Annotated in this window: 23 protein-coding genes and 2 tRNA genes; 11 read left to right on the top strand and 14 right to left on the bottom strand. The window is 69.5% G+C overall.

Translation table 11 applies throughout. The annotated features are described in order from the left end of the window. Positions 1-19: 19 nt before the first annotated feature. The 4 genes from ACS5Q7_RS04215 to aroA form a co-directional block, all read right to left on the bottom strand. Complete coding sequence (locus tag ACS5Q7_RS04215) at positions 20-643, bottom strand: DUF938 domain-containing protein (protein WP_478338174.1); 624 nt, start codon at positions 641-643, stop codon at positions 20-22. Positions 644-702: 59 nt separating this feature from the next. Beyond that, positions 703-778: transfer RNA gene (locus tag ACS5Q7_RS04220), tRNA-Lys, on the bottom strand. A gap of 56 nt (positions 779-834) precedes the next feature. Then, the gene (cmk, locus tag ACS5Q7_RS04225; protein WP_478338175.1) at positions 835-1473 is read right to left on the bottom strand and encodes a (d)CMP kinase; all 639 of its coding nucleotides are present in this window, start codon (positions 1471-1473) and stop codon (positions 835-837) included. Position 1474: 1 nt separating this feature from the next. After that, positions 1475-2824 (bottom strand): 3-phosphoshikimate 1-carboxyvinyltransferase, encoded by a 1350-nt coding sequence (aroA, locus tag ACS5Q7_RS04230; protein ID WP_478338176.1) that lies wholly within the window; start codon positions 2822-2824, stop codon positions 1475-1477. A gap of 260 nt (positions 2825-3084) precedes the next feature. Between aroA and ACS5Q7_RS04235 the strand changes: the two genes are divergently transcribed. The 5 genes from ACS5Q7_RS04235 to ACS5Q7_RS04255 all read left to right on the top strand — a co-directional run bounded on the left by ACS5Q7_RS04235 (position 3085) and on the right by ACS5Q7_RS04255 (position 5336). Further along, complete coding sequence (locus tag ACS5Q7_RS04235) at positions 3085-3465, top strand: TIGR02300 family protein (protein ID WP_478338177.1); 381 nt, start codon at positions 3085-3087, stop codon at positions 3463-3465. A gap of 125 nt (positions 3466-3590) precedes the next feature. Further along, a tRNA-Ala gene (locus tag ACS5Q7_RS04240) sits at positions 3591-3666 on the top strand. An 86-nt stretch (positions 3667-3752) separates the two neighbouring features. Next, positions 3753-4331 carry a hypothetical protein gene (locus tag ACS5Q7_RS04245; RefSeq protein ID WP_478338178.1) on the top strand — a complete coding sequence of 193 codons (579 nt, stop codon included), beginning with the start codon at positions 3753-3755 and terminating at the stop codon, positions 4329-4331. 27 nt (positions 4332-4358) lie between these two features. Next, a complete protein-coding gene (locus ACS5Q7_RS04250; RefSeq protein WP_478338179.1) occupies positions 4359-4769 on the top strand; it encodes a DUF2147 domain-containing protein in 411 nt (136 codons plus the stop codon). A gap of 279 nt (positions 4770-5048) precedes the next feature. Further along, positions 5049-5336: a hypothetical protein gene (locus ACS5Q7_RS04255; RefSeq protein ID WP_478338180.1), complete on the top strand. Its 288-nt coding sequence runs from the start codon at positions 5049-5051 to the stop codon at positions 5334-5336. A gap of 51 nt (positions 5337-5387) precedes the next feature. Here the strand turns inward: ACS5Q7_RS04255 and alaS are convergent, their stop codons facing one another. Next, entirely contained in the window at positions 5388-8051 is a 2664-nt protein-coding gene (gene alaS / locus ACS5Q7_RS04260) for an alanine--tRNA ligase (protein ID WP_478338552.1), read from the bottom strand. 277 nt (positions 8052-8328) lie between these two features. Here alaS and ACS5Q7_RS04265 point away from each other — a divergent pair, with 277 nt between their 5' ends. From ACS5Q7_RS04265 to ACS5Q7_RS04275, 3 genes are all read left to right on the top strand, one after another. Continuing rightward, positions 8329-9510, top strand: coding sequence for a transglycosylase SLT domain-containing protein (locus ACS5Q7_RS04265; protein WP_478338181.1), 1182 nt, complete (start codon positions 8329-8331; stop codon positions 9508-9510). Positions 9511-9626: 116 nt separating this feature from the next. Then, the gene (locus tag ACS5Q7_RS04270) at positions 9627-10226 is read left to right on the top strand and encodes a response regulator (RefSeq protein ID WP_478338182.1); all 600 of its coding nucleotides are present in this window, start codon (positions 9627-9629) and stop codon (positions 10224-10226) included. A gap of 72 nt (positions 10227-10298) precedes the next feature. After that, complete coding sequence (locus ACS5Q7_RS04275; RefSeq protein WP_478338183.1) at positions 10299-11117, top strand: transglutaminase domain-containing protein; 819 nt, start codon at positions 10299-10301, stop codon at positions 11115-11117. A gap of 6 nt (positions 11118-11123) precedes the next feature. Here the strand turns inward: ACS5Q7_RS04275 and ACS5Q7_RS04280 are convergent, their stop codons facing one another. After that, complete coding sequence (locus ACS5Q7_RS04280; RefSeq protein WP_478338184.1) at positions 11124-11717, bottom strand: DUF3578 domain-containing protein; 594 nt, start codon at positions 11715-11717, stop codon at positions 11124-11126. Then, positions 11714-12847: an anhydro-N-acetylmuramic acid kinase gene (locus ACS5Q7_RS04285; protein WP_478338185.1), complete on the bottom strand. Its 1134-nt coding sequence runs from the start codon at positions 12845-12847 to the stop codon at positions 11714-11716. Before ACS5Q7_RS04285 ends, ACS5Q7_RS04280 begins: the two co-directional genes overlap by 4 nt. A 113-nt stretch (positions 12848-12960) precedes the next feature. Here ACS5Q7_RS04285 and tyrS point away from each other — a divergent pair, with 113 nt between their 5' ends. After that, entirely contained in the window at positions 12961-14229 is a 1269-nt protein-coding gene (gene tyrS, locus ACS5Q7_RS04290) for a tyrosine--tRNA ligase (RefSeq protein ID WP_478338186.1), read from the top strand. Between the two features lie 123 nt (positions 14230-14352). Here the strand turns inward: tyrS and tatC are convergent, their stop codons facing one another. The 6 genes from tatC to argS all read right to left on the bottom strand — a co-directional run bounded on the left by tatC (position 14353) and on the right by argS (position 20615). Next, entirely contained in the window at positions 14353-15153 is an 801-nt protein-coding gene (gene tatC / locus ACS5Q7_RS04295) for a twin-arginine translocase subunit TatC (RefSeq protein ID WP_478338187.1), read from the bottom strand. Beyond that, the gene (tatB, locus tag ACS5Q7_RS04300; protein WP_478338188.1) at positions 15150-15695 is read right to left on the bottom strand and encodes a Sec-independent protein translocase protein TatB; all 546 of its coding nucleotides are present in this window, start codon (positions 15693-15695) and stop codon (positions 15150-15152) included. Before tatB ends, tatC begins: the two co-directional genes overlap by 4 nt. A 91-nt stretch (positions 15696-15786) precedes the next feature. Then, positions 15787-16062: a twin-arginine translocase TatA/TatE family subunit gene (locus ACS5Q7_RS04305; RefSeq protein WP_478338189.1), complete on the bottom strand. Its 276-nt coding sequence runs from the start codon at positions 16060-16062 to the stop codon at positions 15787-15789. A 157-nt stretch (positions 16063-16219) separates the two neighbouring features. Beyond that, positions 16220-17227, bottom strand: coding sequence for a beta-N-acetylhexosaminidase (nagZ, locus tag ACS5Q7_RS04310; RefSeq protein ID WP_478338190.1), 1008 nt, complete (start codon positions 17225-17227; stop codon positions 16220-16222). A gap of 196 nt (positions 17228-17423) precedes the next feature. After that, positions 17424-18812, bottom strand: a complete 1389-nt coding sequence (locus tag ACS5Q7_RS04315) for an SPOR domain-containing protein (protein WP_478338191.1) — start codon at positions 18810-18812, stop codon at positions 17424-17426. A gap of 51 nt (positions 18813-18863) precedes the next feature. Continuing rightward, positions 18864-20615, bottom strand: a complete 1752-nt coding sequence (gene argS / locus ACS5Q7_RS04320) for an arginine--tRNA ligase (RefSeq protein WP_478338192.1) — start codon at positions 20613-20615, stop codon at positions 18864-18866. A 259-nt stretch (positions 20616-20874) separates the two neighbouring features. Between argS and ACS5Q7_RS04325 the strand changes: the two genes are divergently transcribed. Together ACS5Q7_RS04325 and ACS5Q7_RS04330 are read left to right on the top strand one after the other, a co-directional pair. After that, the gene (locus tag ACS5Q7_RS04325; RefSeq protein ID WP_478338193.1) at positions 20875-21291 is read left to right on the top strand and encodes a hypothetical protein; all 417 of its coding nucleotides are present in this window, start codon (positions 20875-20877) and stop codon (positions 21289-21291) included. 99 nt (positions 21292-21390) lie between these two features. Beyond that, entirely contained in the window at positions 21391-22683 is a 1293-nt protein-coding gene (locus ACS5Q7_RS04330; RefSeq protein ID WP_478338194.1) for a hemolysin family protein, read from the top strand. A gap of 6 nt (positions 22684-22689) precedes the next feature. On the opposite strand, the gene ACS5Q7_RS04335 is transcribed toward ACS5Q7_RS04330, so the two are convergent. After that, the gene (locus tag ACS5Q7_RS04335) at positions 22690-22965 is read right to left on the bottom strand and encodes a hypothetical protein (RefSeq protein ID WP_478338195.1); all 276 of its coding nucleotides are present in this window, start codon (positions 22963-22965) and stop codon (positions 22690-22692) included. Between the last annotated feature and the right edge of the window lie 21 nt (positions 22966-22986).

Raw genomic sequence — 22986 nt, forward strand, 5'->3', positions numbered from 1 at the left:
GCGGGGCGCAAGGCAACCCTCAGGCAGCAGACCTGCGGAAGACGAGGGTGAGGTTATTCGCCGGCATCGCGATCCGCTCCGCGAGGGCGAGGCCTTGCGCCTGCGCCAGCCGCGCAACCTCTTCCAGTTGCCGCAGGCCCCAGCGCGGGTCGCGCAGGCGCAGATCGGCATCGAAGGCCTCGTTGCTCGGCGCGGTCGGCCGCCCCTCCTCCCGGAACGGGCCGTAGAGCACGAGCGGCGCTCCCGCCGGAAGGAGCCGCCCCGCGCCCGCCATCAGTCCCTCGGCGGCGGACCAGGGCGCGATATGAATCATGTTGATGCAGACGAGGGCATCCGCCGTCGCGATGGGCCAGTCCGGCGCGGCGGCATCGAGGTGGAGCGGCTCGCGGAGGTTGGGGAGGCCGGCGAGGCGGGCATGGGCGGCGATGCTGCGGAGCGCCGCCGCCTCCGGATCGCTCGGCTGCCAGACGAGATCCGGCAGGGCGCGCGCGAAATGGACGGCATGTTCGCCCGACCCGCTCGCCACTTCGAGCACAGTCCCGGCCCCGGGCAGCGCCCGGCGAAGCACGGCGAGGATGGCGTCGCGGTTGCGGGCGACGGCGGGGGCGATGAGGGCATCGCCCTCGGCAGGCCAATTCAGCATGGCGCCAGCCTAGCACAGTCCAGTGGATGGCTGGCGGTTCGACTGAGTGTCCGAAGATGTGGTGAGCGCGCTGGGACTCGAACCCAGGACCTACAGATTAAAAGTCCGTTGCTCTACCAGCTGAGCTACGCGCTCGCGTCCCCGTCGAGCGGGGCCGAGGGCCACCGCAATAGGGGAGCGGATCGGGAGGGTCAACCGATGCTCGCGCGGGCCCGCTCCACGATGGCGCGGGCCCTGTCGAAGGCCGCCGTGACGTCGAGCTCGGTCGTGTCGAGCTTCACCGCGTCGTCGGCCATGCGCAGGGGGGCGGCGCTGCGCGAGGAATCGCGGGCGTCGCGGGCCTCGATGTCGGCGAGGATGCCGTCCAGCGAGGCCGACTCCCCCCGCTCGGCGAGTTCCCGGTGGCGGCGGCGGGCGCGCTCCTGCGCGGAGGCGGTGATGAACAGCTTCACGCTCGCCGCCGGACACACCACCGTGCCGATGTCGCGGCCGTCGAGGACGGCGCCGGCCGGGTCGGCGGCGAAGCGCCGCTGCCACGCGAGCAAAGCCGCGCGCACCTCCGGCACCGCCGAGATGCGCGAGGCCGCCTCACCCATGGCCCGGTCGCGCAGGCGCGTATCGGTGAGGTGGCGGGCCTCAAGGTTCTCGGCGGCCCGGGCGGCGGCGCGGGTGTCGTCCAGGGAATCGCCGGCTTGCAGCAGCACGAAGGCGACGGCGCGGTAGAGCAGCCCCGTGTCGAGATGCGGCAGGCCGTAATGGGCGGCGAGCCGCTTGGCGAGGGTGCCCTTGCCCGAAGCGGCGGGTCCGTCGATGGCGATCACGAAGGGCATGTCAGGCTCCGATCCGGCCGCCCAGGGCGGACATGGTCGGCAGGAAGCTCGGGAAGCTGGTGGCGATCATCGCGCCGTCGTCCACGGTCACGGGCTCGCGCGTCGCGAGGCCCAGGACGAGGAACGACATGGCGATGCGGTGGTCGAGATGCGTCGCCACCGTCCCGCCGCCCTTCGGCGCTGCGCCGTCGCCCTCCACGATCAGATCGTCGCCCTCGATGCGATGGGGAATACCGTTGACCGCGAGGCCCGCCGCCACGGCGGCGAGGCGGTCGGATTCCTTCACGCGCAACTCGTGCAGGCCGTTCATGCGGGTCGTGCCCTGCGCGAAGGAGGCGGCCACGGCGAGGACGGGATACTCGTCGATCATCGCGGGCGCCCGCTCGGCGGGGACATCGACGCCGTTGAGGCGGCTCGCCCGCACGCGCAGGTCGGCGACCGTCTCGCCGCCCTCCTCGCGCTCGTTCACGCGCGCGATGTCGGCCCCCATCTCGATCAGCGTGGTGATGAGGCCGGTGCGCAGCGGATTCATCATCACGCCATCGATCACGATGTCGGAGCCGGGGGTGATCAGCGCGGCAACCAGCGGGAAGGCCGCCGAGGACGGGTCGGCCGGCACGATCACGTCGGTGCCGCGCAGGGTTGGCTGGCCGGTCAGCGCGATGCGCCGGCCATGGCCTTGCGGCCCGTGGGGCTCCACGCGCACCTCGGCACCGAACAGGCGCAGCATCCGCTCGGTATGGTCGCGGGTGGCAGCGGCCTCGATTACCGTCGTGGTGCCGGGGGCGTTGAGGGCCGCGAGCAGCACGGCCGACTTGATCTGCGCCGAGGCGGCGGGCGTCTCGTAGGTGATCGGAATCGCCTCCTGCGGCCCGCGCAGGGTCAGGGGCACGCGCCCGCCCGCCGCCTCGGACACGACCTGCGTACCCATCTGCGTCAGCGGGTCGAGGATGCGACGCATCGGGCGCGAGCGCAGGGAGGCGTCGCCGTCGAAGGTGGCGGTGACGGGCTGTCCGCCGACCACGCCCATCATCAGGCGCGAGCCGGTGCCGGCATTGCCGAAATCGAGCACGTCGGCCGGATCGGTAAGGCCGCCGATGCCGACGCCGTCCACGATCCAGCGCCCCTCGCCGAGCCGCTCGATGGTGGCGCCAAGCGCCTTCGCGGCGGCGGCGGTGCGCAGCACGTCATCGCCCTCGAGAAGGCCTTCGACGCGGGTGCGGCCCTGGCTGAGCAGGCCGAGGATCATCGCCCGATGGGAGATCGACTTGTCCCCCGGCGGGCGCAGGCGCCCCGTCAGGGCGGCACCGGGCGAGGCGGTGAGGGGCTCGGGAGGTAGGTCGTGCGACACGGGTCAAGTCCGTTCGGGTCTTCTGCGCCGGAAAGGGCCGGCGCGATGCACGCCGGGGATGTCCCGGCGGCCGGTTCGCGGCGCGGTTAACACGGGCGCCGCCCTTCGTCATCCGCGTGTATGCCCGCGCCCCTCAGCGAGAGGGCGAGGCTCGGGAAAACATTGACGTTTCCCCTTCGACGCCCCCTCGATTGACAGGGGCGACAGCCGCGACTAACCGGGCGCCTTCCCACCCAAATCTCGACGACGAGGTGTCCCCCGTGGCCCGACAGGAACTCGGCCTGAAACGCCAGTGCATGAGCTGCGGCGCGAAGTTTTACGACCTCGCCCGCGACCCCGCGACCTGCCCCAAATGCGGCGCGGTCTACCAGGCTGCGGCCGGCCGCGTGGCCCCGCCGGCGATCTCGCGCAGCACCGATGACGATGAGGACGAGACGGACGAGAAGGGTCCGGAGATGGTCTCCCTCGATGAGGTCGAGGCCGCCGAGGACGAAGCCGATCCCACGCCCGAGGATGATTCCACCGAGGACGGCGATTCCACCAGCGACGACGACGATACCTTCCTGGAGGAAGAGGATGCCGGCGACGACGATGTGGCCGACCTGATCGACGGCGATATCGAGAACGACGAAGAGAGCTGAAACCCTCGGTCGCAATCTCGCAAAAAGGGCTTGAGTCCGGCGGGCAGGGCGCTTATAGAACCGCCCTCGCCGGCCGCCAGCCGGAGCGGCGAACCCTGCGGAACCCAACCGCGGCGGCAAATAGTGGGGCCTTAGCTCAGCTGGGAGAGCGCTTCCATGGCATGGAAGAGGTCATCGGTTCGATCCCGTTAGGCTCCACCATTTCTCTTTCGGATCCCAGTGCTGCTTCTGCTCGGTCGCGCACCGGATCCGTCTCCCTTCGCACTGTCTTGAGCGCGGTCGGCATCGTGTCCGCCGTGATCGCCGCGTCGAATGCGGTTCGCGCCGAGGGTGTATCACCGATCCGCCCCGCTTCCCCTGTCGAGGCCATGGTCGCCGATCTGCGCGGACGCATCCTGCATTCGGACAGCGCGACGGCCGTCCTCGAATCATGGTGCGCCGAGAAGGGACTGGCCGGCGAAGCGCGTATCGTCGCCCGGCGCGAGATCGGTGCGGAAAAGCCGCCCACGGCCGAGCAGCGCCTCCGGCTCGGCGTCGGACCCAACGAGCCCGTTCGCTACCGCCATGTCCGCCTCGCCTGCGGCGACCGGGTGCTGTCCGAAGCGGACAATTGGTACGTGCCCGCCCGCCTCACCCCCGAGATGAACGCGGCGCTCGACGGGTCGAGCGTGCCCTTCGGCCGTGTCGTCCGCCCATTGGCGCCGGTACGCCGGGTCGTCGCGGTGGAAAACTACCCGCTCGCTGCGGAGCCCGGCCCCGACGCACCCTTGGTGCGGGTCGATGCCCTTCTCCTGACCGGCGCCGGGGCGCCGTTCTGCGAGGTCATCGAGACCTATCTCGGCGCGACGCTTCCTCCGATCCGTTAGTCACACCCTTTTAGGAGAACTGCCTCGATGCCCGTTTCGCTTCGCCTTGCTGGAGTCGCCCTGCTCGCGGGTCTCGCCGGCCCGGCCCATGCGGCGCCGGGGGATCCGAGCGGCCTGTGGCTGACGGAGACGGGGAAGTCGCGGGTGAAGATTGCGCCCTGCGGCGGCGGTTATTGCGGCACCATCGTCAGCGCACCGGGCAAGGCGCTCGATGCCAACAATCCCGATCCCTCCCTGCGTGGTCGCAGCGTCATCGGCGTGCAGATCCTCGATGCGCGCAAGCCGGACGGCAACGGCTATTCGGGAAGCCTCTACAACCCGAACGACGGCAAGACCTATTCGGGCTCGATGAAGCTCACCACACCGGACACGCTGGAAGTGTCGGGCTGCGTGCTCGGCTTCCTGTGCAAGAGCCAGAAATGGACCCGCACGAAATAAGCTGAGACCGCAGCGTCCTCTCCAAAGCTCATCGTCTTTGCGAGCGCAGCGAAGCAATCCAGGGTTCCGCCACCGTCCTGCGACGTCCCGCTGCCCTGGATTGCTTCGCTGACGCTCGCAAAGACGGAGCGGGCGGACCAATCAGGCTGCTCAGCTAGAAAGGACTGTGGGAATTAATCCGCTGCCAAGAGTGCGCTGACGCACGCGGCATTGGCGCCCTGGCGGATCGATAGTGCGCAATCGAGGTTCCCCGTCCCACACAGCATGAGACGGATACCAATGAACGCCCTCACCAAACTGACGATCACCGCCGCGCTCGCAGCCGCCGTTGCGACGCCCGCCCTGGCCCAGGTGATCGAGACCCCCACCAGCACCACCGTTGTCGTGCCGCGCGGCGCTCCTGGCGTCGTGACGCCCCTCAGCAACTCGACCGGCGGCGATCCTGCGGTGAGCTACACCCCGACGGGACGCGCGGCGGATTCGATCTCGAACGACTCGTCCGCCGCCGGCAATGCGGCCCAGCCCTCGCGCGCCGCCCCGCAGGGCGGTGGTGGCGGAAGCAAGTAACCGCTACGCCGAAACGAAAGGGCCGCACCTCAGGGTGCGGCCCTTTCCGTATCAGGCCGCTGCGCCCAAAGCCTGCTCGATGGCATCCAGGGCGGCCTGGGCGCCCGTACCGTTCGGCCCCCCGGCCTGAGCCATGTCCCGGCGTCCGCCGCCGCCCTTGCCGCCCAGCGCCTCGGCACCGGCCCGCACGAGGCCGACCGCATCGAAGCGACCCGTCAAATCCTCCGTGACGCCGACCACGAGCCCCGCCTTGCCATCCGGCGCGACGCCGACGATGGCGACGATGCCGGAGCCGAGGCGGCTCTTGCCCTCGTCCGCGAGGCTCTTGAGGTCGCGCATCTCCACGCCCTCCACGACCCGCGCCATCAGCCGCACGCCCGCGACCTCCTTTGGCGCGTCTTCGGCGGCGGTGCCGCCCCCGCCCATGGCGAGCTTCTTCCGCGCCTCGGTGAGTTCGCGCTCCAGCCGGCGGCGCTCCTCCATGAGGGCCGTCAGACGGTCGGGTGCCTCGGAGGCCGGAGCCTTCAGGATGCCCGCCAGCGAGGCCAGCGTGCGCGCCTCCTCAGCCCGGTGGCGCCGCGCGGCGTCCGCCGTCAGCGCCTCGATCCGGCGCACGCCGGCGCCCACGGCGCTCTCGGCGACGATGGTGATGGCGCCGATATCTCCCGTGCGCCCGGCATGGGTGCCGCCGCAGAGTTCCACCGAGAACGCCTTGTTGCCAGCCTCGCCGGTCGGCAGGCCCATGGACACCACGCGAACCTCGTCGCCGTATTTCTCGCCGAACAGCGCCCGCGCGCCGGACTCGATGGCGTCGTCGACAGCCATCAGCTTCGTCACCACCGGCTCGTTCTGCAGCAGCACCGCGTTGGCGATGTCCTCGACGCGCGCGATTTCCTCGGCCTCGATCGGCTTCGGATGGCTGATATCGAAGCGCAGGCGCTCCGGCGTGACCAGCGAACCCTTCTGCGCGACGTGATCGCCCAGCACCTGCCGCAGGGCCTCGTGCAGGAGGTGCGTGGCCGAGTGATTGGCGCGGATCGCGCGGCGGCGGGCGTAATCGACCTTGAGCTCGACCGGCTGCTCGACCTTGAGCGTCCCCTCCTCCACCGTCACCGCATGGACGAATAGGTCGCCGAGCTTCTTCTGCGTATCGGTGACACGCACCTTCAGCCCCGCAGCCAGGATCGTGCCGGTATCGCCGACCTGACCGCCCGATTCCGCGTAGAACGGCGTCTGGTTCAGCAGGGCGAAGCCCGATTGCCCGGCCTTGAGTTCGGCGGTCTCGGCGCCCTCGAACAGCAGGGCGGTCACCACGCCCTCGGCGCTTTCGGTCTCGTAGCCCAGGAACTCCGTGGCGCCGACGCGCTCGCGCAGGCCGAACCACACCGCCTCGGTGGCGGATTCGCCCGAGCCCTTCCAGGCCTCGCGAGCCGCCTGCTTCTGGCGCTGCATCGCCGACTGGAAGGCATCGGTGTCCACGCCGATGCCGCGCGCCTTCAGGGCGTCCTGTGTCAGGTCGAGGGGGAAGCCGTAGGTGTCGTAAAGGGTGAAGGCCGTCTCGCCGGAAAGGTTCTGGCCGGGCCGAAGGTCGCGGCTCTCGGTGTCGAGGATCGAGAGGCCCCGTTCCAGGGTGCGGCGGAAGCGGGTCTCCTCGAGCTTCAGCGTCTCGCCGATCAGCGCCTCGGCGCGCATCAATTCGGGATAGGCCTGCCCCATTTCGCGGACCAGCGCTGGCACCAGCCGGTACATGGTGGGCTCGCGGGCGCCCAGGATCTCGGCATGGCGCATCGCCCGGCGCATGATCCGCCGGAGCACGTAGCCGCGCCCCTCGTTGCCCGGCAGCACGCCGTCCGCGACGAGGAAGGCCGAGGCGCGCAGGTGATCGGCGATCACCCGGTAGGACGCCATCGTGGACGGTTCAGGCGCGCGGGACACCGCATGGGCCACGGCCTCGATCAGCGACCGGAACAGGTCGGTGTCGTAGTTCGACTTCACGCCCTGCAGGACGGCGGCGATGCGCTCCAGGCCCATGCCGGTATCGATGGACGGACGCGGCAGCGGATGGCGCGCGCCTGGTTCCAGCTGCTCGTATTGCATGAACACGAGGTTCCAGAACTCGAGGAAGCGGTCGCCATCCTCGTCCGGGCTGCCGGGCGGGCCGCCCCGAAGCTCGGGGCCCTGGTCGATGAAGATCTCCGAGCAGGGTCCGCAGGGGCCGGTGTCGCCCATCTGCCAGAAGTTGTCCGAGGTGCCGATGCGGATGATCTTGTGGTCCGGGAAACCCGCGATCTTCTTCCACAGCAAAGCCGCGTCGTCGTCATCCGCGTAGACGGTGACGAGGAGCTTCTCGGGCGAGAGCCCGAATTCCTTGGTGATGAGCGTCCAGGCCAGCTCGATCGCGCGCTCCTTGAAGTAGTCGCCGAACGAGAAATTGCCGAGCATCTCGAAGAAGGTGTGGTGGCGGGCCGTATAGCCCACGTTGTCGAGATCGTTGTGCTTGCCCCCGGCGCGGACGCATTTCTGCGCCGTGACCGCGCGGTCATAGGGCCGCTTCTCGACGCCCGTGAAGACGTTCTTGAACTGCACCATGCCGGCGTTCGTGAACATCAAGGTGGGGTCGTTCTTCGGGACAAGTCCCGAGGACGGGACGACCGTGTGGCCGGCCTCGGCGAAGAAGTCGAGGAAGGTCGACCGGATCTCGTTGACGCCGCTCATCTGGCAGACTTTCAGGCTTCTCACGTCATGTGTCGGAGGCACACTCAGGCGCACCTCCCTGTAGCGTCCTCTTAAGGATGGAACAGGCGGGAGTCACGAAGCGAGAGTGCGGCTTGGGCGCGAGGGGGCGGATTGCCGGCCCTCAGCGGCCAGGGTGCCGTGAAATCGCCGGGGATTGCCCCACCCTCGCCACAAGCGCGGCCGTGTTGTCGCCACATCTGTCAAGCCAGATTAAGCCCATCGGCGCCAGGTCGGCGCAGCGGGAAACGGAATCACGATGCAGGGCCGAGCGGTCGGATCGGGGAAGACGATGAACGCGAAGCCCGGCGCGGCGCATGACCGCCGTTTCGGCAAGGGCGGCAACGGCGCCATCGCGGCGCATTCGCCGGTCGGCGCCCTGCACGGCAGCAAGACCGCCCTGGTCCGCTCGCTCCTCACCGTCACGTTCCTCGCCGGCTCCCTGAGCGCGGCGCTGATCGGTTCGGGCATCGATCTCAGCAAGCTCGGCCTGCCCCAGGCGGTGACTCCGGCCGAGGCCGCCACCGAGATCAGGATGCCGCGTCCGAACCTACATCTGGTCGCGCTGAGCGAAGACCTGGAGAAGGCGACGCTGCGCGCCTCCGCGAGCTTCGCCCCGGTCCACGACCTCGACACCGAAGTCGGCTCCAGCGGGGTCGACCGGGTGTCCTACGATTACCTCCTGTCGCAATCCTCCGGCGGCGACCCGAACGACATCCTCGAATTCGGGCCGATGAAGATCCGGCGCCACTTGGTGCAGACCATCGTGAAGGCGGCGCAGGCCGTGCAGACCGATCCGGTGCTGCTGATGGCGGTGGCCGACAAGGAATCGAGCTTCATCACCGCCGTGCAGGCCAAGACCTCCTCGGCTACCGGCCTCTACCAGTTCATCGAGCGCACGTGGCTCGGCGTGGTCCGCGATTTCGGCGCCAAGTACGGGCTCGCCAAGGAAGCCGCCCTCGTCACGTCCGACGCCAACGACAAGCCGGTCATCACCGATCCGGCCGAGCGCGCCCGCGTCCTCGAACTGCGCCGCGATCCCTACCTCTCCGCGCTCCTGGCCGGCGAGATGCTGAAGCGCGACGCCGCGCGAATCAGCCAGCGCATAGGACGCGAACTCACCCTCGGCGAAGTGTACCTCGCCCACTTCCTCGGCCCGGACGATGCCGGCGACTTCCTCGACAAGGTCGTGAATAAGCCGGCCGCCGCCGCCGCCGCGCTGCTCCCCGGCCCGGCCCGCGCCAACCGCTCGATCTTCTTCGCCGCCAACCGCTTCGTCGGTCGGGGCCGGCACCGCAAGCCGATGAGCTTGTCGGTGGCGCAGGTTCACGAGAAGTTCGAAGCGATGATGCAGACGCGCGGCACGCGCTATCAGAATGTCCGCGCCCTCTCCGGCATCATGGCTTACGCGGACACCGATACCGCGGTCGAAACGCAGTAAAGCTCTCGCGAGCCGCGAGACTTTCGCTGCGACAATCGCAACCCAGCGCGGATTGCCGACTTCTCTACCCAGGTAGCCGCACGACTAGGCGGCGTGACACTGTGTCGGGGGGATCTTTGAGGAAGCCGCATCCTGAGGCTCATACGCCCTACACGGACACGCTGACGCCGGGCGTTCCGCTCGATCAGATCGGGCAGACGCTGGCCTCCTTCTACGACGATCTCATCACCGAAGGTGTGCCGCAGCATCTCGCCGCCCTCGTGAAGCGGGTGAAGCAGACGCAGCCGACACCGGCCCCCGAGCGCAACGGGCATGAGCGCCCGGCCTGCGACGCGACGCCCGTCCACCTCGCCATCGTGGTCGAGGACGAGCCCGAGATCCGCCAACTGGCCGAGACCCTGCTCGAAGAGACGGAGTTGGAAGTCGTCGGCTGCCCCAGCGCCGAGGAAGCCCTCGCCGTGCTGCGCCAGCGCGGAGGCGAGGTCGCCCTCGTCTTCGCCGACGTGCGCCTCGCCGGGGAGATGGACGGGCTGCAACTCGCCCGTGCCGTGGCGACGCTGTGGCCGAGGGCGCGCCTCGTCGTCACGTCCGGCCATGTCGTCCGCCGCCCGGACCTTCCGCAGGACGCCGTGTTCATCGCCAAGCCCTGGCGACCGATGGACGTGCTGGTGGAGGCCGAGCGCGCCGCCCGCGAGCCGGCGCCCCCGATCGTCTGAGATCAAATCGCGCGGCCGACGGGCGCCTTGGCACGAGTCTCGCCTTAGGATTGCAAAGACAAGGTGAGGACGATGCGGATAAGAACCGGCTTCGATATCGCGTTCGAGACGCTGCAACCGACGCCGATGATCCTGATGGTGAGTGTGCATCCGAACCGGATGCCGGACGTGCTGACACCGCACGTGCTCACCTTCGATCCGCCGGTACAGACGCGCGAGTACCGCGACGATTTCGGGAACCTCTGTCATCGCATCGTCGCGCCGCCGGGGCGTCTGACCGTCTCGGCGGATTTCGAGGTCTATGACAGCGGCCTGCCCGATGCGACCGTGCCAGAGGCGCGGCAGATTCCGGTGCAGGATTTGCCGGATGAGGTGCTCGTCTACCTGCTCGGCTCCCGCTACTGCGACACCGACAAGCTCGCGCCGACGGCGTGGTCGCTATTCGGCACGGCACCGGAGGGCTGGGGCCGGGTGCAGGCCATCGTGGATTACGTCCACAACCACATCCGCTTCGACTACCAGCGCGCCGACGCGACCCGCACCGCCCATGACGGCTTCATGCAGCGCGAGGGCGTGTGCCGGGATTTCGCCCACCTCGCTATCACCTTCTGCCGCTGCATGAACTTCCCGGCCCGCTACGCGACCGGCTACCTCGGCGACATCGGCGTGCCGAAGGATCCGGCGCCGATGGATTTCTCCGCGTGGTTCGAGGTGTTCCTCGAAGGGCCGGACGGCCCGCGCTGGTACACATTCGACGCCCGGCACAACCGCCCGCGCATCGGCCGCATCGTCATGGCGCGGGGCCGCGACGCGACGGATGTCGCGATCTCCACGAATTTCGGCTTCGCCAACCTCGCCCGGTTCGACGTGCATACGGACGAAGTCGGCTGAGGCACCTCAGAACGCGAGCCCGCCGCGCGCCTTGAGCGCCCGGTAGGCCTCGATGCCGAGCGCCAGATCGGCCCGCAGCCGCGCCTCGTCGCCGAGTTCGTCGAGGCCGTAGGACAGGCCGAGGATGTGCGCGACCTCGTAGCCTTCGGGCAGTTCTCCGGCCGTGCCGAGGCTCAGGCTGGAGTGCGGCAACCGCTCCGCGAAATCCGACAGCCGCTCGCGCAGGCGGTCGCCGCTCGTGCGCAGATGGTCCAGGGCGCGCGGGCCATGCTCGCGCAGGGCCGCGACGGTGCCCTGGGCCAGGGAGAGATGCACCCGCTCCTGGTCGGCGGGGAATAGGTAGACGAGGTAGTAGCCCCGCGTGGCGCTCGTCGTCACAGCAGGGTCGAACACCGCGAGCCACGGCACCGCCGCCCAACGGGTGCCGCGCCCCGGACTGCCCTTCACGAGGAAGGTGCCCTCCACCGGTTCCAGCGCCCGGCGCAGCTCGTCCGGGGCGCCCTTGCGGATCACGGTGGCGAGGACATGCCCGGCGGGCGGTTCGAGCTTGGCGAGGGGATATTCCTCCACGATGCGCCGGAGGGCGTAGCCGAGGCTCACGGCAGGGCGAGGCTGCCGCCGCTGATCGGCTCGCGGACGCCCGTCGTCGCCGGGAAGGTGATGGGCAGGCCCTTCTGCGAGCGCACCGCGAGGTACGCGAAGGCCTGCGCTTCGAGATAGGCCGAGGACCAGCCGATGGCATCCGCCGTCGTGATCTCCGAGCGCAGGTGGTAGTTCAGCAATCGCACCAACTCGCCGTTGCGCGCCCCGCCGCCGGCTACGATCCAGCGGGCCGGGATTTCGGGAGCGTGGTCGAGGGCGCGGGCCACTGCGCGGGCGGTGAAGGCGGTGAGTGTCGCCGCGCCGTCCTCGGTCGAGAGCTGCCCCGCGAGCTTATGGGAGAACCAGTTCCGGTCGAGCGACTTCGGCGGCTTGCGGAAGAAGAACGGGTGCATCAGCAGCCACGCCAGCAGCGGCTCGTCCGGTCGCCCGCGCGCGGCGGTTCGGCCGCCATCGTCGAGGTTTTTGCCCTCGCGCTCCTGCATCCACTCGTCGATGAGGGCGTTGCCCGGCCCGGTATCGAAGGCGATGACGCCGCCCTTCGAATCGATTAGCGTCGCGTTCGCCACGCCCCCGATGTTGAGGATGCCCACCGGCCCCGCGAAGCCCGACGCCTCGGCCAGGGCCTTGTGGAACACCGGCACCAGCGGTGCCCCCTGCCCTCCCGCCTCGACATCGGCCCGGCGCAGGTCCGACACGACCGGGATGCCCAGCCGGCTCGCCAGCGCCTGACCGTCGCCGACCTGCACGGAAATGCGCTGATCCGGCCGGTGGATCACCGTCTGACCGTGGAAGCCGATCACATCGATGTCGGAGGGCTTCAGACCGTTCTCGGCCAGGAAGCGCTCCACCGCTTCGGCATGAGCCGCGGTGACGAAGCTCTCGGCCTCGGGCAGCCGGCCCGGCCGGTCGCCCGGCTGGACGATGGCCTCGGCGTCCTTGGTGGCGGCACGCAGGAGCGCCTTCTCCTCGTCCGAATAGCCGCGATAGCCGGTGGGGCCGAGCGGTTCGAGGAAGTTGTTGTGGCCCTTCACCACGCGGACGGTTTCCCCGTCCGTCTCGATGAGCGCCACGTCGACACCGTCGAGCGATGTGCCGCTCATCAGGCCGATCGCGCGCGACATCGCCATACCTTCCCCCGTGCCTTTCCCGGACCGGGCTGTTAAGAGCCCAGCCGATCCCCATGACGGGGAGCTAGCACGCGGGCCGCACCCTGTCGCCCGCCCCGAACTTCGTGAACCCGATGAGCGCCGACTTCACGCCCAAATCCGACTTCCTGCGGATCCTGACCGAGCGCGGCTATATCCACCAGGCCTCCGACATGGCCGGGATCGATGCCGCCGCCCAGGAAGGGCGCCTGACGACTTACGTCGGCTACGATTGCACGGCCGCCTCGCTGCATGTCGGGCACCTGCTCTCGATCATGATGCTGCACTGGTTGCAGGCGACCGGCGGCAAGCCCATCGCCCTGATGGGCGGCGGCACGACCCGTGTGGGCGACCCCTCGGGCCGCGATGAATCGCGAAAGATCCTCACCATCGAGCAGATCGACGCCAACAAGGCCGAGATCCGCAAGACCTTCGACCGGTTCCTGCGGTTCGGCGAGGCCGGCAACGACGCGGTGATGGTCGACAATGCCGAGTGGCTGACCAAGCTCAACTACATCGAGATGCTGCGCGACATCGGCCGCCACTTCTCGGTGAATCGGATGCTGGCCATGGACAGCGTGCGCCTGCGCCTGGAGCGCGACCAGGAATTGTCGTTCCTGGAGTTCAACTACATGATCCTCCAGTCCTACGACTTCGTGGAGCTGAACCGGCGCTACGGGACGATCCTCCAGATGGGCGGATCGGACCAGTGGGGCAACATCGTCAACGGCATCGATCTCGGCCGCCGCATGGGCACGCCGCAGCTCTACGCCCTGACCTGCCCGCTGCTGACGACCTCGTCCGGCGCCAAGATGGGCAAGACCGCCGCCGGCGCGGTGTGGCTGAACCCGGAGATGCTCTCGCCCTACGATTACTGGCAGTTCTGGCGGAACACCGAGGACGCCGACGTCGCGCGCTTCCTCAAGCTGTTCACCCTGCTGCCGATGGACGAGGTGGCCCGGCTGGCCGCCCTCGGCGGCGCCGAGATCAACGAGGCCAAGAAGGTGCTCGCCACCGAGGCGACGGCGCTGATGCACGGTCGTGAAGCCGGCGAGGCCGCCGCCGAGACGGCGCGCAAGACCTTCGTGGAAGGCTCTCTCGCCGCCGACCTACCGACCATCACCGTACCGGGTTCGGTGCTGGAAGCCGGCCTCGGCGTGCTCACCGCCTTCGGGCCGGAGCACGCCAAGCTCGTGCCCTCGACCAGCGAGGCGCGCCGCCAGATCAAGGGCGGCGGGCTGCGGGTGAACGATGTTCAGGTCAGCGACGACAAGGCGGTGCTGCGCCCGTCCGACCTGACGGCGGACGGCGTCATCAAGCTGTCCTTCGGCAAGAAGAAGCACGTGTTGTTGCGGGTGGGCTGAAACCCGCCATCGTCATTGCGAACGCAGTGAAGCAATCCAGGGAAGCGCACCGTTCGGAAGACGTGGCGCCACCCTGGATTGCTTCGCTTTGCTCGCAATGACGGCGAAGCGGTAGACGGAGCCCTACGGCTCCAGCCCGTCCGCGATGCGCTGCGCCCTGCGCCGTGCCTCGACCCGCGCCACCGAGAACACCGAGGCCTCGTAGAGCAGCAGCATCGGGATCGCGAGGGAGAGCTGCGAGATCACGTCCGGGGGCGTCAGGATCGCCGCCGCGACGAAGACCAGCACGATGGCGTAGCGGCGCTTCTCGCGCAGGAACTTGGAATCGATGATGCCGACCTGCCCGAGCAGCGTCAGGATCACCGGCAGCTGGAACGCGAGGCCGAACGCGAAGATCAGCGTCATGATCAGCGACAGATACTCGTCGACCTTCGGCAGCAGCTTGATCGTCGGCTCGCCCGCGACGCCGACCTGCTGCAGCGACACCGAGAACTTGATCAGCAGCGGCATCGCCAGGAAGAACACAACCAGCGCGCCGAGGATGAAGAAGATCGGCGTGGCAACGAGGTAGGGCAGGAACGCCTTCCGCTCGTTGCGGTAGAGCCCCGGCGCCACGAAGGCGTAGATCTGCGTGGCGATCACCGGGAACGCCAGGAAGGCGGCGCCGAAGACGCTCAGCTTGATGTTGGTGAACACCTGCTCAAGGAAATGCGTGGCGATCAGCTCGGCGTTCTGCGCCCCCACGATCGAGACGTAGGGGTAGACGAGAATGTTGTAGATATCCCGCGAGAAGAAGAAGCACGCGAAGAACATCAGCACGAACGCGATCAACGACTTGATCAGCCGCGAGCGCAGTTCGATCAGGTGTTCGAGAAGCGGCGCCCGCGACGCCTCGATCTCGGCCTCGTCGGCCTCGGTCATCATTGTGCCGCCGTCTCGCTGCGCAGGGGCGTGGGCTCGGGCGTTCCGTAGGGATCGTCCACCGAACCGGGCACCGGCAGAGTCTCGCCCTGCGCGACCTGCCGCTCGGCCTTCAGCTTCGCCGTCGCGTCGGCAAGGCTGCGCGGCTTCGGCGCGGGCGGGGGTGGTGGTGGCTCGATCACCGGCTCCGGCTTCGGCGGGCCATAGGTCTCGGCCGCCGGGACGGGAAGCGCAGCCGGCGCCTCGGTCTTGGTGGCGCGGCCCTCGACGGCGCCGCGCAACTCATCGCGGATCGTCTGAACCGGGTTGAACAGCGAGCCGCCGCGCATCGTGTCGCGGATGCCGTCGACCTCCTTGCGCACTTCATCGAGCTCCGCTTCGCGGATCGCCTCGTTGAACTGCATCTGGAACTCGCCGGCCATGCGGCGCAGCTTGGTCGTGACCTGACCGACGGTGCGCAGCGCCTTCGGCAAGTCCTTCGGTCCGATGACGATGAGGGCGACGCCGCCGATCAGCATCACCTCGCCCCAGCTCATGTCCAGCATGTCGTCGACGGTCCTGCGGCCGTGGGGGTGTCGCTCCCCTCACGCCTCTCTGCGAGCGGGCACGCGCGCCCCAACGGCTCCCGGTTGATCTTCAGATCGTCTTGCTCTCACCGCCGGGCAGGTGGCTCGCCGGAACGGCGGTGCCGGGGCTGGTCTCGGCGGTGTGGGGGATGGTGCGCACCGGCTGCGGCGGCGGCGGGGCGGCAGGCTGGGCCGGCGGGGGCGTCTCGTCCTCGGCCATGCCCTTCTTGAACGCCTTGATGCCCTTGGCGACGTCACCCATCAGATCGGACACCTTGCCGCGTCCGAAGAGCATCATCACGATGACCGCGACGATGACCCAGTGCCAGATGCTCATGCTACCCATGACGACCTCCTGTGCTCCGCCCTGGCCCTAAGGCCACGCGACCGGAGCACCCCATCCACTTGAGGAATTTCCCGCGAACCTAGGGAGCGCGCCCCCGGAACACAAGCGCAAGCGGACGGTGCGGTGGTGACGACGGTGGAGGGTCGTGGCCCCGGCGTCAGGCGGCCTCGGCGAACGCCGCCGCGAAACGCGCCCGCGCCTCCGGCAGGTCGAGCCCGTCCTGAAGGCTCCCGAGCCGCGCCAGCGCCGCCTCGGCCCGGCGGGCGGCATCGCCCGTCAAAAGCGGCGTGCCCTCGCAGACGGCGCGCATCTCCTCCGCCTCGCCGTTGCAGTGGAGGGCGATGTCGATCCCCGCCGCGAAAGCGGCCTCGGCGCGGGCGCGGAACGGCCCGGTCAAGGCGTGCATCGACAGGTCGTCGGTCATCAGCAGGCCGTCGAAGCCGATCTCGCCGCGGATGATGTCGCGGATCACCACGGGCGATTGTGTCGCGGGGCGATCCGGGTCGAGCGCCGTGAACACCACGTGCGCGCTCATGGCCATGGGCAAGTCGGCCAGCGCGCGAAAGGGCACGAAGTCCCGGCCGCGCAGGTCGGCCAGGGCGGCGTCGACCACCGGCAGGCCCTTGTGGCTGTCGCAGGCGGCGCGGCCGTGGCCGGGCATGTGCTTCACCACGGGCAGGACGCCGCCGGCCATCAGCCCTTCCGCGACGGCGCGGCCGATGGCCACCACCGCCTCAGGGCTGTCGCCATAGGCCCGGTCGCCGATGATGTCGTGCGCACCCGGCGAGGGCACGTCGAGGACCGGTGCGCAATCGACGTTGATGCCGACCTCCGCGAGATCGTGCGCGATGAGCCGGGCACCGAGCCGGGCGATGGTCTCGGCCGAGCCGTTCAGGCGGCCGTAGCTGCCGCCCGCCGGATATTTCGGCCAGTGCGGCGGCCCCATGCGCTGCACCCGGCCGCCCTCCTGATCGATGAGGATCGGCGACTCGGCCCGGCCGACGCAATCGCGCAGGGCGGCGGTGAGCGCGCGGACCTCGTCGGGCGTGCCGATGTTGCGCTTGAACAGGATGAAGCCCCAGGGCCGCGCATCCCGGAAGAAGGCCGCCTCCTCGGGGAGGAGCGTCTTGCCGGCGCAGCCGAGAATCAGGGCGCGGGAGGTCATGTCGGGGCGTTCCGGGGCAGAAGGGCCGGGAGTACGAATCGGGATGGAAAGAATCGGGCAGGCGTCGGCACCGCGCAAGGCGGGAACCCGGCCAGGAGGGCCGGCCCAGCGCTTGTAGGGGGAGGTGTTGCCGGGGGGACTCGATCCGGTCGGCGGGCGCCGCGCGCCCGCCCTTTCCGAGCCTAAACGGTCGAGGTCAGTTCTTGGCCACGAAGCACTGGCCGCCGCCGCCCTGGAGCGAGGAACACAGGCTCGACGCCTCGTCCTTCGACAGCGGCCCGACGCGAACGCGGAAGATGGTCTTCCCATTCACCTCGGCCTGACGGATCAGTTCCGGCTTGCCGGAGAGCTGGCTGTACTTCGATTGCATCTGCCGGAAGGCGGCGTGGGCATCGCTCGCCGAACTGCGGACACCGAGCTGGACGGAGAAGCCGCTCACCGGCGACGTCGTGTCGATGGCCGACGTGGCCTGGGTCGTCTCGGGGCTGGCGGCCGGCATCGGGTCCGACGAGACCGAAGCGACCCGCTGGGGCGCCTTCTTCGGCGCCGCGACGGGCTTCGGCGCGACGGCGGACGGCAGCTCCGGCATGCTCGCCGCGGCGGAGGTCGCCTCGACCTGACGGGCGGCGGGCTTGACCGGCTTGGCGGCGATCGGCGCGGGCGGCGCCTGAGGCGCCGACGCGGTGTCGCTGCCCGGCAGCACCATGGTCGGCACCGGGACGGGCGGCGCGGCGGCAGGCTCGGCCTGCGGCTGGGGCGCCGCCGGGGCTTCGGGCTTCACGGAGACGGTGCGCACGCGGCGCGGTTCGCCGAAGGCCTCGAACGGGCCGTTCCCCGGCGTCGTGCCCTGAGCCGACGAGGTACCGCCGGCCGCGCGCGCCGCCTCGCTGACGTCGAGGGGCTGCTCCTCGCGGTTCACGACCTTCACCTGGCCGTTGCTGTCCTTCGAGGTCGCGTTGCGGTCGTAGATCTGGCGGTTCTGATCGGGAATCTCGACGCCGTCGGCGACCTTCGGCGCGACCTTCAGCGGCGCCGTGTCGGCCTGGACTAGCGGGACGGCACCGCTCCCCGTTCCGTGGAAGCCCTTGTAGGTCAGCGCGCCCGTGACCGCGATGGCGACGACGGCCAAGCCGGCGCCCACCGACGCGAAGCGGCGACGGGGCTCGGCCCGGCGCAGGGAACGGGCGTCGTCATAGGCCTCGTCCGGCTCGGGCAAAGCCTCGCCATCGGCCGGCTGCTCGTCGGGATAGGCGTGCATGTCGCGCTCGACGGAGGCGAGATACTGGTCGAAGGCGTCGGCCGGGGTCTGGCGCGGCGCCTCGTCGTGCGGGAAGTGGGTATCCGTCCGCAGCTGCCAGGCCTGTTCCGCGGCATCGGCCCGGCCGTGCGACACCTCGTCTTCCGGGGCCGGACGGGTGGTGTTGCGGGCGGCGAGGAGCGCGCGGAACGGATCGTCCTGCCCCACGATTTTGGCGAGTTCCGCCAGCGGATCGACCTTCGCCGCCGCGCGTCCCGCACCGTCTTCGTGACGCAGGTCGCGCGCAAGTGCTTCCAGATCGATCTGAGCGCGCGACGCGTTCGTCATGGCAGCATCCTCAACCAGTGGCAGACCGGTGCCTCGCCGGTACGATTTGGGCTAGCGCATCTCGTCCGGCGCACTCACCCCGAGGAGGCTGAGACCGTCGGCCAACACCGATCGAACGGCCTCGACGAGCGCCAACCTCGCCCATGTGGACTTTCGATCGGTTGCATTAACAAACCGTAATTGCGGCAAGTCTTTGCCCTTGTTCCAGAAACCATGCAGCGAAGCTGCGATCTCGTACAAGTGAAACGCGATCCTATGGGGTTCGTGTGCCATCGCAGCCGATTCGATCACCCTCGGGTACTGGGCGATCAGCCGCATCATCTCCGCCTCGCCCGAATCGGTCAGCGGCGCCAGGTCGCCCTCCGCCAGAAGCGCCTGGGGCGACAGGTCGGCGCCGGTGAAGGCCTCACGGGCCTGCCGCTGCACCGAGCGGACGCGGGCATGGGCATATTGCACGTAGAAGACCGGGTTGTCCTTCGATTGCTCGACCACCTTGGCGAGGTCGAAATCGAGGGTCGCGTCGTTCTTCCGGAAGAGCATCATGAAGCGGATCGCATCGCGGCCGACTTCGTCGATCACGTCGCGCAGCGTCACGAACTCGCCGGCCCGCTTGCTCATCTTCACCGGCTCGCCCGCGCGCAGGAGCCGCACCAGCTGGCACAGCTTCACGTCGAGCGTGGCTTTGCCGTCGCTGACGGCCTTCACCGCCGCCTGCATGCGCTTGACGTAGCCGCCATGGTCGGCGCCGAGCACGTCGATGATTTCCTCGGCGCCGCGCAGCACTTTCTCGCGGTGGTAGGCGATGTCGGCGGCGAAATAGGTGAAGCTGCCGTCCGATTTCAGCAGCGGACGGTCGGTGTCGTCACCGAAATCCTTGGTGCGGAACAGCGTCTGCTCGCGGTCCTCCCAATCCTCGGGCAGCTGGCCCTTGGGCGGCGGAAGCCGGCCCTCGTAGACGAGGCCGCGCCCGCGCAGGTCGTTCAGGAGCGCGCCGACCGCGCCGCTCTCGTGGAGCTTACTCTCCGAGAAGAACACGTCGTGCGCGATGCCGATCGCGGCGAGATCCTGCCGGATCATGTCCATCATCATGGCGATCGATGTCTCGCGCACGGCCGGGAGCCATTCGGCCTCCGGGCGGTCGAGGAGCGTCCGGCCATGGGCCTGCGCCAGGGCTTCGCCGACCGGCTTCAGGTAATCGCCGGGATACAGCCCCTCTCCGATGGCGAAGGGCTCGCCCAGGGCCTCGCGGTAGCGCTCATAGGCCGAGCGGGCCAGCACATCGACCTGCGCGCCCGCGTCGTTGATGTAGTACTCGCGCGTTACCTGCCGCCCGGCGGCGACGAGGAGGCTCGCCAGGGCATCGCCGAACACCGCCCCCCGTCCATGCCCGACATGCATCGGCCCGGTCGGGTTCGCGGAGACGTACTCGACGTTGACCGGCCCGCCCGGCAGGCGCACCCGGCCGAAGCCGGCAGGATCGGCGAGCACGGCGCGCACCACGTCGTGGAACACCTCCGGCTGGAGCCGCAGGTTGATGAAGCCCGGCCCGGCCAGCGACACCTCGGCAACGCGGGGATCGGCACGCAATTCCTGCGCGAGGGCCTCGCCCAGGACCTTGGGGTTGGTCTTGGCCTCCTTCGCCAGCACGAGGGCGGCGTTGGTGGCGAGGTCGCCGTGCGAGGGATCGCGCGGCGGCTCGACGACCACGCGGCCGAAATCGAGCCCCTCCGGCAGCGTCCCGTTCCGGGTCAGCGCCTCAAGGGCCTCGCGCACACGCGCCTCGAACTGGGCGAAAATGTTCATTCGGATCGTCTCAGAGCTTCGATCCGGCTCGTATACGCCGCGACGGGGCCGATTCGCGGGACACGCGATGGGCGATCGGTCGGCGGGGGCCGGAGGCTCCTGCCGCATAGCAAGGGCTGGCGTCGCTGTCACCGACCGGCCCACGGCGCCGGTCTTCCCATGGGCGCGACTACCGAGCCCTCACGCGAATGCTTGCTGAAGCGTTAAAGCGCCGCTGTTCTCCGCACGGATGTTGATCATCCGATCGGGAGCGATTGATATGAAGCTTATGATGCTGGCCGGCACCGCCCTGTGCGCGGCTCTGGTCGCCGCTCCGGCGGCCGAGGCGCGGGGCTATCGCGGCTACGGCTACCATGGCGGTTTCGGGGGCTATCACGGCGGCTACCACCGTGGATTCGGCGGCTATCGCGGCTACGGCTATGGCTACGGGCACCGCTACGGCTACGGCCGCGGCCCCGGCTACGGCCTCGCGGGCGCCGGGATCGGCCTGGGCCTCGGGCTCGCGGCGGGTGCGGCGACCGGCGGCTATTATGGCGGATACGGCGGCTACGGCGGATATTCGGGCTACAGCTACCCGGCTGGGTACGGTGGCTACGGTTACGGCTATCGCTACGCCCCGGCCTATGGCTACGGCTACGCGCCGTCCTATGGCTACGGTTACGGCTGCGGCTGCTGAGGCCTCCCGGGTGGCCGGCGTTGACCGGCCGCCCGCCCCATCCCATCTGGTGTGTCCACGACCATCAGAGGACGCCTTGCGGGCGCGACGACACCGAAGTTGCTCGAACTCGCCGTCGTCGCCCTGCTGATCGCGCTGAACGGCGTCTTCGCCCTGTCCGAATTGGCCATCGTCTCGGCGCGCAAGAGCCGCCTGCGCACGATGGCGTCGGCGAACCGGTCGGGCGCCGCCGTCGCGCTCGCCCTGGCCGAGGAACCGGGCCGGATCCTCTCGACGGTCCAGATCGGCATCACGCTGATCGGCATCCTGTCGGGTGTGGTGTCGGGCGCGGCGCTCGGCGACAAGCTCGCCCTCACGCTCATCGAGGCCGGGCTGTCGCGGGGCTGGGCCGACACGCTCGGCTACACTCTCGTCATCGGCGCGATCACCTACCTGTCGGTGATCGTGGGGGAATTGGTGCCCAAGCACCTCGCCCTGCGCAACCCGGAGGTCATCGCCTGCGCGGTCGCGCCGGGGATGCGGGTCGTCGCGCGCCTCGCCGGCCCGGCCGTGTGGCTGCTCGATGCCTCCACCCGCGCCGTCTTCCGGCTGATCGGCCAGAAGACCGACAGCGCGAGCGCCGTGACCGAAGAGGAGATCCGCAGCCTCGTGGCCGAAGCCGAGACTGCGGGCGTGATCGAGGGCGACGAGCGGGCGATGATCTCGGGCGTGCTGCGCCTCGGCGACCGGGCGGTGCGTGGGGTGATGACGCCGCGCACCGACGTGGTCTGGCTCGACCTGTCCCGCGACGAAGCGGCGATCCGCGCCCTGCTCTGCGCCAGCCCGCACGCGCGGCTGCCCGTCACGGAAGCGGACCCCGACGCGATGATTGGCGTCGTGCAGGTGCGCGACCTGATCCCGGCGCTGCTCGAAACCGACGGGCCGGATCTACGCGTCCGCATCCGCGCCCAGACCCGCCACGCGCTGGTCCTACCCGATACGGTAGACGCGCTCGATGCCCTCGACGCCCTGCGCAAGGCGCCGACGCCCATGGCGCTGATCCATGACGAGTACGGCCATTTCGATGGCCTGGTGACGCCCGCCGACATCCTGGACGCCATCGCGGGCGCCTTCCATTCGGAGAATCCCGAGCCGGACGCCGTGCGGCGGCAGGATGGATCGTGGCTGATCGCCGGCTCGATGCCGGCCGACGAGATGGCGGACCATCTCGGCCTCACCCTGCCGCCGGGACGCGATTACGAAACGGCCGCCGGCCTCGTGATCGCGACGCTCAACCGGTTGCCCGAGACGGGCGAGACCTGCGAGGTCTCGGGCTGGCGCCTGGAGGTGGTCGATCTCGACGGGCGGCGCATCGACAAGATCCTGGCGATGCGCCTCGTGGATGTGGTTTAACGGCGTTCAGGCGGCTTGCGCCGTCGTTACCGGGCCGTGCGCCTGCTTCATGATGGCGTCGAGCCGCGCGCCCACGGCGGTCGCGACGACGGCATTCTCATCGTCCCGCTCGATGCGGGTGAGCGTGTTGGTTACACGCTGTTCCATCACCGCGAGGATGGCGGCGGCCGCCTTAGGCTGGGCACCGCGCAGGACGGCGACCACATCGAAATAGGCATCCTGCAACAGGTGCAGGGTCAGCCGGTCGACGGCGTGCGCGTTCTCGTGCGTCAGTTCGGTCATGCCTGAATCGCTCCATTCCGG

The organism is Methylobacterium sp. Gmos3, assembly GCF_056430985.1.